This is a genomic window from Kitasatospora purpeofusca (assembly GCF_036010405.1).
Taxonomy (GTDB): Bacteria; Actinomycetota; Actinomycetes; order Streptomycetales; family Streptomycetaceae; genus Kitasatospora; species Kitasatospora purpeofusca.
Genome location: NZ_CP108561.1, coordinates 6741462 through 6755548 on the forward strand (window position 1 = coordinate 6741462; position 14087 = coordinate 6755548).

The window sequence follows — 14087 nt, forward strand, 5'->3', positions numbered from 1 at the left end:
GGTGTGGTGTCCGCCCCGGCCCGTGGGTGCGGTGCGGCCGTCCGGCGGGCCGACCGGTCGGCCGATCGGCCTCTCCGCCGGTCGGCCGGACCGCCGGGCCGCGGGCCGGTCGGCCGGCCACCCAGCCCAGGAATGTTATCGGTTCGGCCGGCCGGGACCCCCAGCCGCCGAGGAGACCGCCACCGCGACCGGCAGCAGCGGCCGGTGGCAGGCGACCGTCCGCCCCGGCGCCACCTCGCGCAGCCCCGGCACCTCCCGTGCGCACCGCTCGTCGGCGAACGGGCAGCGGGTGCGGAACCGGCAGCCGGACGGCGGGTCGAGCGGCGAGGGCGGGTCGGCGGGGAGCAGCCCGGTGTCGCCGAGCGGCCGCCCGGGTTCGGGGACGGCGGCGAGCAGCGCGGCCGTGTAGGGGTGGGCGGGGGCGGCGAGCACCTCCTCGGTGGGGCCCTGCTCGCAGAGCCGGCCGAGCTGGAGCACCGCGACGTCGTCGCTGACCGCGCGGACCACGCCGAGGTCGTGCGAGATGAACAGGCTCGCCAGGCCCCGCTCCTCGGTGAGGCCGCGCAGCAGGTTGAGCACGGTGGCCTGAGCCGAGACGTCGAGCGCGGACACGGCCTCGTCGGCGATCAGGACCCGGGGTTCGGCGGCCAGCGCCCGGGCGATGGCGACCCGCTGCGCCTGGCCGCCGGAGAGCTGGGCGGGCCGGCGGTCGCCGAACAGGGCGAGCGGCAGCCCGACGGCCTCCAGCTGGCGTTCGACCACGGCGGCGCGGTCCGCGGCCGGGTCGGGGTGGGCGTCGAGCGGTTCGGCGACGAGGTCGCGGACGGTGCGGCGCGGGTTGAGCGAGGAGACCGGGTCCTGGAACACCATCTGCAGCCGGGGCCGCAGGGCCCGTAGCGCGCGGGGGGCGAGGGTGGCCAGGTCGGTGCCGTCCACGGTGACGGTCCCGGCGGTGGGCGGGGGCAGCCGCAGCAGGGCCTTGGCGATGCTGCTCTTGCCGGAGCCGGACTCGCCGACCAGGGCGAGGGTGCGGCGTTCGCGCAGGGTCAGGTCGACCTCGCTGACGGCGTGCAGCGGGCCGGAGCGGGTGCGGTGGACCACCGAGAGCCCGGTGGCCCGCAGCACGACGGGGGAGGGTTCGGGGGCGGGGGCGACGGGGGTCATACGGTCTCCTGGGCCTTCGGCACGGACGCGGCCGACGAGGCGGACACGGCGGACGGGGCCGACGGAGCGGACGCCGGACCGGGCAGCACGGTGAGCGGGAAGTGGCAGGCGGCCGTGTGGCCGTCGCCGGCCCGGTGGAGCGGGGGCGCGTCCGTCGAGCAGACCGCCTCGGCGCGCTCGCAGCGCGGCGCGAACGGGCAGCCGACGGCCGGTCGGGAGAGGTCCGGCGGCGAGCCGGCCACGGCGGGCAGGACGCGGCGCAGCGGCCCGGTGACCCTCGGCACCGAGCGCAGCAGCGCGGCGGTGTACGGGTGGGCGGGTGCCTCGGTGACGGCCTCGGTGGGCCCGGTCTCGACGATCCGCCCGCCGTACATGACGGCGATCCGCCGGGCCCGCCCGTACAGCAGGCCGATGTCGTGGGTGATGAGCAGGGTGGCGAGGCCGCGGGTCCCGCGGTGCCGGTCGAGCAGGTCGAGGACGGTGCGCTGGACGGTGACGTCGAGCGCGGTGGTGGGCTCGTCGGCGAGCAGCAGGGCGGGGGAGCCGGCCAGCGCGGCGGCGATGCCGACCCGCTGCCGCAGCCCGCCGGACAGTTCGTGCGGGTAGGCGCGGGCGCGCCGGGCCGGGTCGGGCACGTCGACGGCGGCGAGCAGTTCGGCGGCGGTGCGCAGCCGTTCCCGGCGCGGCATCCGGCGGCGGTTGGTGAGCGACTCGGTGACCTGGTCGGCGATCCGCACCACCGGGTTGAGCGAGGTCATCGGGTCCTGGTGGACCATGGCCACGCCGGTGCCGAGGAGTTCGGCGCGCCGGCGCGGGGCGGCGGTGAGCAGGTCCTCGCCGTTGAGCAGGATCCGCCCGGTGGCGGTGGCCCGGGTGGTGCGAGGGTGGACGCCGAGCACGGTGCGGGCCAGCACGGACTTGCCGGAGCCGGACTCGCCGACGACGCCGAGGCACTCCCCGGCGTCGATGCTGAGGTCGATGCCGTGCAGGACGTGCAGGGTCCGGCCGTCGGGGGTGTGCAGGGTGGTGTCCAGCGAGCGGACTTCCAGGACGGGGGCGGTCATCCCCGGCCTCCCTTCGAACGGAGCTGCTCGCCCAGGTAGTTGAGGGCGAGGACGGTCAGGCAGAGCACCGCCGCGGGGGCGAGCGAGATCCACGGCGCGCTGCCGAGGGTGGTCCGGCCCTCGGCGATGATGCCCCCCCAGGACGGCTCCGGCGGGCGCAGGCCGAAGCCGAGGAAGCTGAGCGAGCCCTCGGCGACGATGGCGACCGTGGTGGCGGTGAACGCGAAGGTCAGCGCGACGGGCGCGACGTGCGGGACCACCTCGCGGCGCAGGATGCGCAGCGGCGCGGTGCCGATCATCCGGGCGGCCTGGACGAAGCCGCGCTCGTTGAGCGACAGGACGACGGCGCGCACCACCCGGGTGAAGTGCGGCACGGTGAACAGGCCGATCAGGGTGCCGATCACGCTCAGGCTCGGGCCGCGCAGCGCGACCGTGATCATCACCAGGATCAGCGAGGGCACCGACATCAGGAGGTCGGTGGCGAAGCCGATCACCTTGTCCACCGGGCCCCGGAACCAGCCGGCCACCAGGCCGAGCGCCCCGCCGCCGAGCAGGCCGACGGTGATGGTCAGCCCGGCGACGGCGAAGGAGGCGCGGGCGCCAGCCACGGTCCGTTGCAGGACGTCCCGCCCGGCGGCGTCGGTGCCCAGCCAGTGGCCGGGGCCGGGGGCGGCGGAGGGGTGGGCGAAGTCGCCGTGCAGCGGGTCGAACCCGGGCAGCAGCGGGAGCAGCAGGGCGGCGAGCGCGATCAGCGCCAGCCAGGCCCCGGCGGCCAGCACCCCGGGGGCCGGGCGGCGGACGGACGGGCGGCGAACCGGCTGAGAGGTCGCGGGGGCAGGGGCGGTAGGGGCGGTAGGGGCGGTCTCAGCGACGCTCATCGGCGATCCTCGGGTCGACGGTGCGGTACAGCAGGTCCACGGCGACGGTGGCCGCCACCACGCCGACGGCGCTGACCACCACCACGGCCTGCACCACCGGGAAGTCGCGCCCGGCGATCGCGGTGGCCGCCAGGGTGCCGACACCCGGCACCGCGAACAGCGACTCGACCAGCACCGAGCCGCCGAGCGACATCCCGATGCCGATCCCGACCAGGGTGACCAGCGGCAGCGAGGAGGGCCGCAGCGCGCGCCGCAGCAGCAGCCGCACCGTCCCCATGCCGCGGCTGCGGGCGGCAGCCACGTAGGTCTGGTCGAGGGTGTCGATCAGCTGGCCGCGCAGGGTTCGGGTGAACACGGCCGCCTCGGTGAGGCCGAGGGTGAGCGCGGGCAGCACCAGGTGGCGCAGGTTGTCGAGCGGGTCCTCGGTGAACGGCGTCCAGCCGGTGGCGGGCAGGATCCGCAGCTGGACGGCGGCGAGCCAGATCAGCACCAGGCCGAGCACGAAGCCGGGCACGGCGAGCCAGACGAACGCCCCGGCCGTGGCGATCCGGTCGACCGCGCCGCCCGGCCGCCAGGCCGAGTACAGGGCCACCGGCAGGGCCAGGCCGAGCGCCACCACCTGGGCGGCGACGAAGAGTTCGAGGGTGACCGGGATCCGGTCGGAGAGTTCGGCGGTGACGGCCACGCCGGTGGACAGCGAGTGGCCGAGGTCGCCGTGCAGGGCGTCGCCGAGCCAGCGCCAGGCGGCGACGAGCACGTTGTCGTCCAGGCCGAGCTTCGCCTCGTACGCGGCGACCTGCTCGGGCGTGGCGGTGGGGCCGAGCGCGGCGAGGGCGGGGGAGCCGGGCATGAGGTGGGGCAGGGCGAGTGCCGCGACGGTGACCAGCAGCAGGACCGAGGCGGCCCGTCCGGCCCGCCCGGCGACGCGCCCCGCGGTCCGGAGGACGGGCGCCAGGGCGAGCCCCGGCGCGGTCGGGGCAGGTGCGTGGGCAGGCGTCACTTCTTCACCCACAGCACGGCGGGGGAGACGCTGACCACGGTCCGCTTCGACACGTCGGGCAGTCCGCCGAGCTCGGCGGAGGCCAGGAAGCCGACCGGGTTCTCGGTCAGGAAGAGCATCGGGACGTCGGCGACGATCTCCTGCGCGGCCTCCTGGTAGGCGCGGGCCCGCTGCGCCGGGTCGACGGTGCCGTGCCCGGTGGTGATCGCCCGCGCGGCCCTCGGGTTGTTCCAGCCGGTGAAGTTGTAGGGGGAGTCGGACAGGAACAGGCTGGTCAGGGCGGTGTCGGTGTCGCCGAACATGCTGGTGACGAAGTCCATCACCTGGAACTGGCGCTGGAACATCGCGGTGCCGAGGCCCGCCTGGTCCAGCGGCTTGATGGTCATCCGGACGCCCGCCTCGGCGAACATCTGCTGGAGCACGGTGGCCCGCTGCTGGGCCTCGGGCCGGCTGTCGACCAGGTAGTCGAAGGCGAGGTCGGCGTGGCCGGACTCGGCGAGCAGGGCCTTGGCCTTCGCGGCGTCGTGCGCGGGGTAGCCGGTGTCGGCGGTGCCCCGGTAGGGCGAGGTGGAGCCGATCGGGCCGTCCGCGACCTTGCCCTGGTCGAGGTGGACGACCCGCTCGACGGCGGAGCGGTCCACGGCGTACTGGAGCGCCTTGCGGACCTTCGGGTCGTCGAAGGGGGCGGCCTTGGTGTTGAACAGCACGGTGGAGGTCGAGCCGGGGCCGGTCGCGGCGCGCAGCCCGTCGCCGGCGGCCTGCTTGTACTGCGCGGGGGTCTCGGTCCAGACGAGGTCGGCGTCGCCGGAGCGCAGCGACTGGTAGCGGCTGTCGGTGTCCGGCAGCACCTTGTAGACGAGCTTGTCGGCGTGGCCCTTGGGGCCCCGGTAGCCGGGGTTGCGCACCAGGGTGGCGGAGACGCCGGGCTGCACGCTCTCCACCGTGTACGGGCCGGAGCCGACGGCGGGGGTGTCGGGGCCGGCGGGGGCCTCGGAGATGTAGCCGAGGGAGCGGGTGAACAGGTTGGGGAAGGCGGCGTTCGGGGCCTTGAGGGCGAAGCCGACGGAGGTCGGGGAGTTCACCGTCATGGCGCCGATGCTGGCGGCGTCGACGGCGCAGCTGCACTTGGCCTCGGGCCTGGCGAGCCGGTTGACGTGGTCGACGACGGCCTGCCCGTCCAGCGGCTTGCCGTCGCTGAAGGTGACGCCCTCGGGCAGCTCCAGCGTCCAGGCGGTGGCGTCGGCGTTCGGGGTGAAGGACTTGGCCAGGTGGGGCTGGACGGCGCCGTTGTCGGCGTTGGCCATCAGCGGGTCGTAGAGCGCGTTGGCCAGGATCATCATCGGCATCGAGGTGAGCCCGCTGTCGGCCGGGTCGAGCTTGGTGAACGGCCGGTCGAGGCCGATGCGCAGGGTGCCGCCGTCGACGGCCGGTCCGTCGTCCTTGGGCGCGGAGCCGGTCGCGGCGCCGCCGGAGAGGGTGTCGTCGGAGGCGGAGCAGGCGACGGCGGTGAGGGCGAGGGCCGCCGTGCAGACCGCGGTTGCCAGAACGTGCGTGTGCCGCTTCATGGTTCCTCGTGGGGTTCGGTGGGGGCGGGGGAGTGGGGAAGGCGGGGAGAGCCGAGGGGAGAGCGGGGGGAGAGGGAGGGGAGAGGGAGGGGAGGACGGGGCGGTCCCGACCGGACCGGTCGCCGTACGAGCCCAGCTTTTGGAAGTGGCACAACTGCCAATTGGCAGTTGTGCAAACTTCACATGTCGAGCTGGCGACGACTTCGCGGTGGGCTTGAGCGGTCGCTCCGGGCGTGATTCCGTACGACCAAGGCCGCTTGCGGCACGGCAGTTGACGAGGAGCGAGCAGGATGCAGGGGCAGGGGACGGACACCGCGGCGGAGCCCGGACTGCGCGACCGCAAACGCGCGCGGACCAGGCAGGCGATCCGGACGGCGGGGCTCGACCTCTTCGAGGAGCAGGGCTTCGAAAGCACCACGGTGGACCAGATCTGCCGGCGCGCGGACGTCGCCCACCGCACCTTCTTCCGGTACTACGAGTGCAAGGAGGCCCTGCTCTTCGGCATGGACTTCGGGCTCGCGGTCCTGGACGCCTTCGCCGCCGCACCGGCCGGACTCGGCATCTGGGAGGCCTTCGAGTACGCCGGGGCCACCACCGACGGGCAACTGGAGGAGCCGGCCGCGCACACCGCGCGGCGCCGGGCGCTGCGGCGCCGGTTCATCGGGATCCGCAGTGTGCACGACTTCGCGCTGATCATGATCGACACGTTCTCGCAGCGGGCGGCGGCGATCGCGGCCGACCGGCTGGGCGTGGACGTGACCGCCGACCTGCGGCCGCACGCCCTGGCGGCGCTGCTGGCGGGGATGACCCGGCGGCACGTCGTCGACGGCGAGGAGGGGCGGCCGCTGGCGGACTGGGCGGTGGCGTTCCGGCAGCTGCTCGGGCCGCTCGCGGGGCCGGAGCCCGAGCCTGAAGCGGGGCCGGAGCCCGAGCCGGAAGCGGGGCCGGAGCCGACGGCTGTGCCCTCCGGGCCCGCCGGGTGAGCGCGCCCGGCTACTCGGCGGGCCCGGACCCGCCCGCGCCGTCCGCCCCGCCGTCCGTCCTGCCGTCCGTCCCGCCGGGCTCGCGGTAGTGCAGCACGAACCGCGCGCTGCTCCCGTCGATCCGCCGCCGCACGTACAGCGCGGGCGTGCCGTCCGGCGTGCAGCTGACCCCCTCGCGGACCAGCAGCGGGGTGCCCGGCGGCACCCCGAGCAGCTCCGCGTCGGCGAGGTCCGCGCCGATCGCGCCGAACGCCCGCCAGTCGTACTCCAGCTCCACCCCGGCCGACCCGGCCAGGGCGAGCACCATGTTCCCCGGCCGTCCCGGCCGTTGCAGTTCGGCCGGCAGCGGCCGGGTCGGCACCCAGTAGCTGTTCGCCACCCGGGGGCGGCCGCCGATCCTGATCACGGTGTCCACCCGGGACAACTCCCCGGTGGTGCGGCCCAGTTGCCGGGCCGCCTCGTCGTCCTCGGCGGAGCCGCCGACGGCCGGGGCCGCCACCACGGTCTCGCCGTCGCCCTCGACGACGCCCGCCGCCCCCTCCGGCAGGGGAGTGCCCGACGGCAGGGCGGTGTCCAGCGGCAGGGCGCGGTGGACACTGCCGAGGTCGAACCGCTGGCTGCGCGGGTCGACGGTGATCGAGACCCGTACCGCCGGCGGGCGGACGAACGTCCCCACGCCCCGGCGGATCTCCAGCACCGCGGCCCGCTCCAGCTCCGCCACCGCCTGCCGGACGGTCAGCCGGTTGACGCCGAAGTCGGCGCTCAGCTCCGGCTCGCTGGGCAGCCGGGAGCCCGCCGGGTACGTCCCGGCGTCGATGCGCTCCTGGAGCTGCCGGGCCAGCCGGCGGTACAGCGGGGTGTCGCTTCGGTGCGTTGCCACGCGCCCGATCCTACGGAGCCGCAGGGCGGCTTCCGTCCGGGGTTGTCCGGAAGTTCACCCCGGCGCCGCTTGCCCCGGCCCCGATCCGCCAGGTAGACATCTAGACGTCTAGATGTCTAGATGTCTCGCCCCATCATGGCTCTCCCCATGGCTTTCCCCCTTCCCCCGACCGACCCCCACCACCGAGAGGCCCCCACCATGACCCTGGTCAACTTCCGCGACCCCGCCACCCTCGCCGACCCCGCCAGCCGCTGGATCCGCCCCGGCGCCCTGTACCGCTCCGCCCAGCCCTTCCCCAACGACAACGCCGACATCTCCGCCCAGCTGCGCACCGCCGGCGTCCGCACCATCGTCGACCTGCGCGGCGACGCCGAGGCCCGGGACAACGACTGGGCGGTCTCCGCGGCCGACGGCGTCGACGTGGTCGCCGCCCGCATCCAGCCCACCAACGGCGAACTGGCGGCGGCCATGAAGGCGATGGTCACCGACGCCGACCTCGGCGCCTTCTACCTGCTGATGGCCGAATCCGCCCCCGAGGCCGTCAAGCTCGCCGTCGAGGCCGCCGCCCGCCCCGGCGGCGTGCTGCTGCACTGCGCCGCCGGCAAGGACCGCACCGGCCTCCTCACCGCCCTGCTGCTCGACCTGCTCGGCGTGCCCACCGAGGAGATCGTCGCCGACTACGCCCGCACCGGCGCCGCGCTGACCCAGATCTTCGAGGGCCTGGCCGAGCGCAACCGGGCCGCGCTCAACGACTACGAGAACGGCAACCTGGTCGTCCCCCGCCCGCTGCTGGAGGCCCCGGCCGGTGCGATGGCCGCCTTCCTGGAGCTGGTCGGCAGCCGCTACGGCGGCACCGAGGGCTTCCTCGCCCACTGCGGCGTGGACGCCGGGACCGTCGCCGCCTTCCGCGCCAAGGCCGCCGCCGGGGTGACCGCGTGAGCGCCGCCGGCCGCCCGGCGCTGCTGCGCCACACCGACGGCACGCCGTTCCGCGACCTCAACCACAACGGCACCATGGAGCCCTACGAGGACCCGCGACTGCCCGTCGAGGAACGCGTCGAGGACCTCCTGACCCGGATGACCCCGGCCGAGAAGGCCGCCCTGATGCTCCACGGCCGGATGCTCCCCGGCAACCAGGGCCCCTTCCCCTCCGGCGAGCACCTCGTCACCGAACACGGCCTCACCGCCTTCGCCATGATGGCCGTCCCCGACGCCCGCGCCATGGCCGAGTGGAACAACCACGTCCAGGACCTCGCCGCCGCCGCCCGCCTCGGCATCCCGGTCACCCTCGCCTCCGACCCCCGGCACGGCTTCACCGCCAACCCGGCCACCGCCTTCACCGGCGGCGGCTTCTCCACCGGCCCCGAACCGATCGGGCTCGCCGCCACCGACGACCCGGAACTCGTCGAGCGCTACGCCGCGCTGATCGGCCGCGAACTGCGGGCCGTCGGCATCCGGGTCGCCATCCACCCGATGGCCGACCTCGCCACCGAGCCGCGCTGGGCCCGGATCAGCGGCACCTTCGGCGAGGACCCGGACCGCGCCTCCCGGATCATCGCCGCCTACATCCGCGGCCTCCAGGGCGGGCCCATCGGCCCGGACAGCGTCGCCTGCATGACCAAGCACTTCCCCGGCGGCGGACCGCAGTTCAAGGGCGAGGACTCGCACTTCGCGGCCGGCCGCCGACTGGTCTACCCGGGCGGCGCGCTCGACCGGCACCTGCGCCCCTTCGAGGCCGCGTTCGAGGCCGGCACCGCGCAGATCATGCCCGCCTACGCGATCCCCTCCGGCAGCGGACTCACCGAGGTCGGCGCCAACTTCAACCACGACGTCATCACCGGCCTGCTGCGCGGCAAGTACGGCTTCGACGGCGTGGTCTGCACCGACTTCAACGCCATCACCGGCATGGACGTCCCCGGCATCGTCAGCCTGCCGCCGCGCCACTGGGGCGTCGAGGAGCTCTCCGTACCGGAGCAGGTGGCGCTCACCCTGCACGCCGGGGCCGACCAGCTCGGCGGCGAGACCGACCCGGAACTGATCCTCGGCGCGCTCCGCTCCGGCGCCGTCACCGAGGCGCGCCTCGACGAGTCCGTCCGCCGCATCCTGCGCGACAAGTTCCGCCTCGGCCTGTTCGACGACCCGTACGTGGACGTCGAGGCCGCCGTCGCGACGGTCGGAACGCCCGAGGGCCGCGCACTCGGCCGGGAGCTCCAGGCCCGCTCGCTGGTCCACCTGGCCGGCCGCCCGCTCACCGGCACCCGCCTCTACGTCGAGGGCGTCGACCCGGCCGTGGCCGCCCGCTACGGCACCGTCGTCGACCGGCCCGAGGACGCCGACCTCGCGGTGCTCCGCCTCGCCACGCCCTACGAGAAGCGCGAAGGGCTGCTGGAACAGGCCTTCCACTCCGGCTCGCTGGAGTTCGAACCGGCCGAGGCGGCCCGGCTCGCGGAGCTCGCCGGGGCACTGCCCACGGCGCTCGTCGCCCAGCTGGAGCGCCCCGCCGTCCTCACCCCGCTGGCACCCCACGCGGCCCTGCTGGTGGGCGAGTTCGGCGCCGCCGACGACATCGTCCTGGACGCCGTCCTCGGCCGCACCCCGATGACCGGCACCCTCCCCTTCGACCTCCCGCGCTCCGACGCGGCCGTCGACGCCGCCCGGGAGGACGTCCCCTTCGACACCGCCGACCCGCTGTTCCGCTTCGGCCACCCGACCGCCCCGCGCGGCGAGGGCCGCCCGGCCTGAGGCGCGTCCGGCCCGTCGCCGGACAGGAGGTGCGGAGCAGGAAGTCGGTCCGGCCGACTTCCTGCTCCGCACCTCCTTTTCCGTATCCCTGCTCCGTCCGTTGCCGCGACCCTGTAACGCGCCGTCGGTCCTGGAGCGTGTTGGTGGTGACATCAGTTCGAGAGGGGACCATTCGGTGGGGGACACACCTGCGGACTTCCTGGAGTTCGCCCACGCCCGCAGCGACCAGCTCTTCCGCACGGCGTGCCTGCTCACCGGCGACCGGCATCTGGCCGAGGACCTCGTGCAGGAGACGCTCGCCAAGATGTACCGGTCGTGGCGGCGGATCGACCGCACGCACGCGCCGGCCGCGTACGCCCACACCGTCCTGGTCCGCACCTTCACCTCGTACCGCCGCCGGCGCAGTGCGCAGGAGCGCCCCGTCGAACGGCTCCCGGAGGGCGCGGAGGACCGCGGAGACCCCGAGCTGCGGCTGACCCTGCTGGACGGGCTCGCACGGCTCGCCCCCAAGGAACGGGCGGTGCTGGTGCTGCGGTACTGGGAGGACCGGTCGGTCGAGGAGACCGCGCGGATGATGCAGCTGAACCCCGGCGCCGTACGCACCCGCAGCCTGCGGGCGCTGCAGAAGCTCCGCTCCGTCCTCGGCGACGAGCTGCTCGCCGACCTCGCACACCTCTGAGCGGGCCGTGGACCCGCTGTCCCCGCCCCTCGAAAGGAGAGCACCGTGAGCCCCGATCAGCAGTCCGGCCGACGTCTGCACGAGGCGATGCGGCACAGTTCCGACGCGTTCGGCCCGCACCGTGCCGACCTCGTCCTCCGCGCGGCCGCGCGGGGCCGCCGGCTCCGCCTCGTCCGCCGGGCCCGGATCGCCGCGCTGGCCGCCGCCGTCGCCGGCGCCGCCGTGATGGGGGTCACGCAGCTCTCGCCCGGGGCCGCGCCCGCCCTGTCGCCCGCCGTGACCCCGACGTCGACCCCGACGTTCGCGCCCGCCCCGACGGCGACGCTCGTGCCCGTTCCGACCCGGCCCCCGTCCGCCGCCCCGCCCGTCGGCGGCCCGCGCTCGGGACCGCTCGCGGCGCAACTGGCGGCCTTCATGCCCCCGGGCACGACCACCCGGGTGTCCAGCAGCGGAGCCTTCGAGGACGGACGCGTCACCTTGAGCCGGACCGGAACAGCCTCGGGATCCGTCCTCCACGACGACGGGCGCGGCGGGGCCTCCGTCGTTGTGAGGCTCGCCGACATCGACCCGCGTACCCCCAGCTGCGACCCGGGGCCCTGGCTCTTCTGCGACATCCTCGCGGACGGCACCGAGATCAAGGCCGAGAAGGCCAAGCTGACCAGTGGCTACCTGCTCTGGTCGGTGCACGTCCTCCACCCGGACGGCCGGAAGGTCGACGTGGACGAGCTCAACACCGACCGGATCCCGGAGAAGGCGACGACCGCCAGTCCCACCCGAGCCGAACCCCCGCTGACCATCGACCAGTTGCAGGCCATCGCCCTCAGCCCGCACTGGGCGGCGTCACCGTGATCGGCCGCACTGACCGTGCGCCGCGCCGGCCGCCGGCGGACAGGGCGGACAGGGCGGGCCGGTCGAAAACCGGTCGCTCCGCCCGCCGCGCCGCTGGCAGAGTCGGACGCCATGCAGCACCTGCGCGGGATCCGGGCCGACTTCGACGCCACCACCATCACCCTCTACCAGGCGTACGCCCCGGCCGTCGCCGAACCCGCGCTCGCCGCCCAGCGGTTCGTGCCGCCCTTCTCCTTCGGCCGGACGACCTGGATCAAGCCCTCGTTCGCCTGGTTGATGCACCGCAGCAACTGGGCGCGCAAGCCCGGCCAGGAACGCGTCCTCGCCGTCCGGATCACCCGCGCCGGCTGGGAGGAGGCCCTGCGCCGCGCGGTCCTGACCACCGCCGACCCGGCGGAGCTCGCCCACGCCGAGGTGCACGTCCAGTGGGATCCGGAGCGCTCGCTGCGGGGCGCCGCGCTCAACCACTACAGCATCCAGGTGGGCGTGGGCCGCACCCTGGTCCGGACCTTCGCCGAGGAGTGGATCACCGGCATCACCGACCTCACCCCGCAGGCCCGGAAGATCGCCGCCCTCGTCCAGGGCGGCCGGGCGGACCGGGCCCAGCGCCTCCTGCCGCCCGAGCGCCCGTACCCGCTGCCGGGCCCGATCGCGGCCCGGTTGGGCATGGACCGCTGAAGCGGCCGGGTCGGCCTGAACAGCCGTCGGGTCGGGTCGTCCGGTGCCGCACGGAAAGTCGGCCACTCCGACTTCTCGTGTGCGAACGCGGCCGTCGACGCCGCCCGGGAGGACGTCCCCTTCGACACCGCCGACCCGCCGTTCCGCTCCGCGGCGGCACTCCCGGTCACTTCACGGGCGTGCCGCCGCGGGCGGCTCGGGTGGGTCAGACCTGCGAAAGGCTGATCTGGTCGCCGAAGGCCACCCAGTGCTGGCCCCGGTCGGACTTGTCGCACGGCTTCACGGAGACGGTCGGGGTGCCCCAGGTGTTGGCGAGGCAGTAGGCGGGCGCCAAGGTCAGCGCGATCTGGTCACCGTTCACGGTCCAGTACTGGCCCTGGTCACCGGAGGCGCACGCCTTGGTGGAGACGTCCGGCTTGTTCCAGGTGTTGGCGAGACAGTAGGCCCGGGCGTTGGTGAGGGCGATCTGCTGACCGGTGACGGTCCAGTGCTGGCCCTGGTCGTTGGCGTCGCACGCCTTGGTGGAGACGTCCGGCTTGTTCCAGGTATTGGCCAGACAGTAGACGCCGGGTGTGCGCGTGGTCGGGCCTGCCGCGTCGGCGGCTCCCGCCGTACCGGCGGGCATGACGGAGGCCGTCAGGGCCAGGGTGGTGAGGGCGAGCGTCTTACGGAGGGCGGTTGCCATCAGGCGGGTTCCGTTCTCACTGGAGGCCGTACGGTTCGCGCACGGCCGGGTGGTGCACTCGCCTTGGTTCGAGTACCTGGCAATTGGTAGCAGTGGCCGTCCGTGAACTGCCAGCACCACAAGGCACGTTCATCCGAATGGGTAGCCGCCGCCCGCCGAGGGGCGTGCGATGGAGCCGGATGCTCCAAGGGTCCTCCGGTTACGAATGTTTCAAGCCATCCCACTCTCATATGGCTAACAACCCGTTCGGCCCTGCTTTCCACGAGTCCCCCGTCGAACGGCAGCGGTCCGCGCTCTCATGTGGCTGGGCAACCCACGCCCCATGGGAAGGCAGGGACATGAGCAGATTCACATACACGGCCACCGCACCGGTGTTGGCACTCGCGGCCTCGGCGGTCCTCCTGGCCGCAGGCGGTACGGCCCGGGCGGAGTCCGGCTACGACCAGATCACCATGCTGAAGCAGGAGAAGAGCCAGTGGTGCTGGTCGGCCTCCGGGCTCACCATCGCCAAGTTCCAGGGATACGGCACCACCCAGGCGGACTTCTGCGCGCGCGCCTCCCAGTACAGCGGCGGGCCGAGCTGCGACAACCAGCCCGCCAGGCTGGAGGACATGGCCAACGCCTGGTACAGCCTGGGCATGGCCAAGCCCGGTACCGGTCTCGTTCGTGCGGCGTCGTTCGCCGAGGTCACCACCGACGTCAAGGCCGCCCGGCCGATCGGCGCCCGGATCGGCTGGAAGTCCGGCGGCGGCCACATGAACGTCGTCTACGGCTTCGACACCTCCAACAACACCATCGCCGTCGGTGACCCCTGGCCGGACACCACCACCTACACGTGGTGGAACTACGCCGACTACGTCAACAACAGCTCGTTCCAGTGGACCCACTCCCGTACCGGCATCTCCCGCTAGACAGAGAAGG

The 14087-nt window shown here is 74.4% G+C and carries 14 protein-coding genes; 7 read left to right on the forward strand and 7 right to left on the reverse strand.

The genetic code is table 11. The features are described 5' to 3' along the window. Positions 1–135 precede the first annotated feature (135 nt). From OG715_RS29515 to OG715_RS29535, 5 genes are read right to left on the reverse strand one after another with little or no spacing between them, the layout of a single operon-like run. Positions 136–1164, reverse strand: a complete 1029-nt coding sequence (locus tag OG715_RS29515; RefSeq protein ID WP_266274245.1) for an ABC transporter ATP-binding protein — start codon at positions 1162–1164, stop codon at positions 136–138. After that, complete coding sequence (locus OG715_RS29520; RefSeq protein WP_266274244.1) at positions 1161–2228, reverse strand: ABC transporter ATP-binding protein; 1068 nt, start codon at positions 2226–2228, stop codon at positions 1161–1163. The genes OG715_RS29515 and OG715_RS29520 overlap by 4 nt, the downstream gene beginning before the upstream one ends. Then, positions 2225–3106 carry an ABC transporter permease gene (locus OG715_RS29525; RefSeq protein WP_266274243.1) on the reverse strand — a complete coding sequence of 294 codons (882 nt, stop codon included), beginning with the start codon at positions 3104–3106 and terminating at the stop codon, positions 2225–2227. Before OG715_RS29525 ends, OG715_RS29520 begins: the two co-directional genes overlap by 4 nt. Next, positions 3093–4106 carry an ABC transporter permease gene (locus OG715_RS29530; protein WP_266274242.1) on the reverse strand — a complete coding sequence of 338 codons (1014 nt, stop codon included), beginning with the start codon at positions 4104–4106 and terminating at the stop codon, positions 3093–3095. Before OG715_RS29530 ends, OG715_RS29525 begins: the two co-directional genes overlap by 14 nt. Further along, positions 4103–5671 carry an ABC transporter substrate-binding protein gene (locus OG715_RS29535; protein WP_266274241.1) on the reverse strand — a complete coding sequence of 523 codons (1569 nt, stop codon included), beginning with the start codon at positions 5669–5671 and terminating at the stop codon, positions 4103–4105. The genes OG715_RS29530 and OG715_RS29535 overlap by 4 nt, the downstream gene beginning before the upstream one ends. Before the next feature lie 290 nt (positions 5672–5961). Here OG715_RS29535 and OG715_RS29540 point away from each other — a divergent pair, with 290 nt between their 5' ends. Then, positions 5962–6654: a TetR family transcriptional regulator gene (locus OG715_RS29540; RefSeq protein WP_266274240.1), complete on the forward strand. Its 693-nt coding sequence runs from the start codon at positions 5962–5964 to the stop codon at positions 6652–6654. Positions 6655–6664: 10 nt separating this feature from the next. On the opposite strand, the gene OG715_RS29545 is transcribed toward OG715_RS29540, so the two are convergent. Beyond that, the gene (locus OG715_RS29545) at positions 6665–7534 is read right to left on the reverse strand and encodes a GntR family transcriptional regulator (RefSeq protein WP_266274239.1); all 870 of its coding nucleotides are present in this window, start codon (positions 7532–7534) and stop codon (positions 6665–6667) included. Between the two features lie 147 nt (positions 7535–7681). Between OG715_RS29545 and OG715_RS29550 the strand changes: the two genes are divergently transcribed. From OG715_RS29550 to OG715_RS29570, 5 genes are all read left to right on the forward strand, one after another. Further along, positions 7682–8473: a tyrosine-protein phosphatase gene (locus tag OG715_RS29550; RefSeq protein WP_266274238.1), complete on the forward strand. Its 792-nt coding sequence runs from the start codon at positions 7682–7684 to the stop codon at positions 8471–8473. Then, the gene (locus OG715_RS29555) at positions 8470–10275 is read left to right on the forward strand and encodes a glycoside hydrolase family 3 protein (RefSeq protein WP_323182234.1); all 1806 of its coding nucleotides are present in this window, start codon (positions 8470–8472) and stop codon (positions 10273–10275) included. The genes OG715_RS29550 and OG715_RS29555 overlap by 4 nt, the downstream gene beginning before the upstream one ends. Before the next feature lie 175 nt (positions 10276–10450). Next, complete coding sequence (locus OG715_RS29560) at positions 10451–10954, forward strand: SigE family RNA polymerase sigma factor (RefSeq protein ID WP_266274237.1); 504 nt, start codon at positions 10451–10453, stop codon at positions 10952–10954. A 45-nt stretch (positions 10955–10999) separates the two neighbouring features. Further along, positions 11000–11803 carry a hypothetical protein gene (locus OG715_RS29565; RefSeq protein WP_266274236.1) on the forward strand — a complete coding sequence of 268 codons (804 nt, stop codon included), beginning with the start codon at positions 11000–11002 and terminating at the stop codon, positions 11801–11803. 111 nt (positions 11804–11914) lie between these two features. Further along, positions 11915–12481: a DUF4291 domain-containing protein gene (locus OG715_RS29570; RefSeq protein ID WP_266274235.1), complete on the forward strand. Its 567-nt coding sequence runs from the start codon at positions 11915–11917 to the stop codon at positions 12479–12481. Positions 12482–12686: 205 nt separating this feature from the next. Here OG715_RS29570 and OG715_RS29575 read toward each other — a convergent pair whose 3' ends face one another. Next, positions 12687–13166, reverse strand: coding sequence for a ricin-type beta-trefoil lectin domain protein (locus tag OG715_RS29575; protein WP_266274234.1), 480 nt, complete (start codon positions 13164–13166; stop codon positions 12687–12689). A gap of 338 nt (positions 13167–13504) precedes the next feature. Here OG715_RS29575 and OG715_RS29580 point away from each other — a divergent pair, with 338 nt between their 5' ends. Then, the gene (locus OG715_RS29580; protein ID WP_266274233.1) at positions 13505–14077 is read left to right on the forward strand and encodes a papain-like cysteine protease family protein; all 573 of its coding nucleotides are present in this window, start codon (positions 13505–13507) and stop codon (positions 14075–14077) included. The last annotated feature ends 10 nt before the right edge of the window (positions 14078–14087 follow it).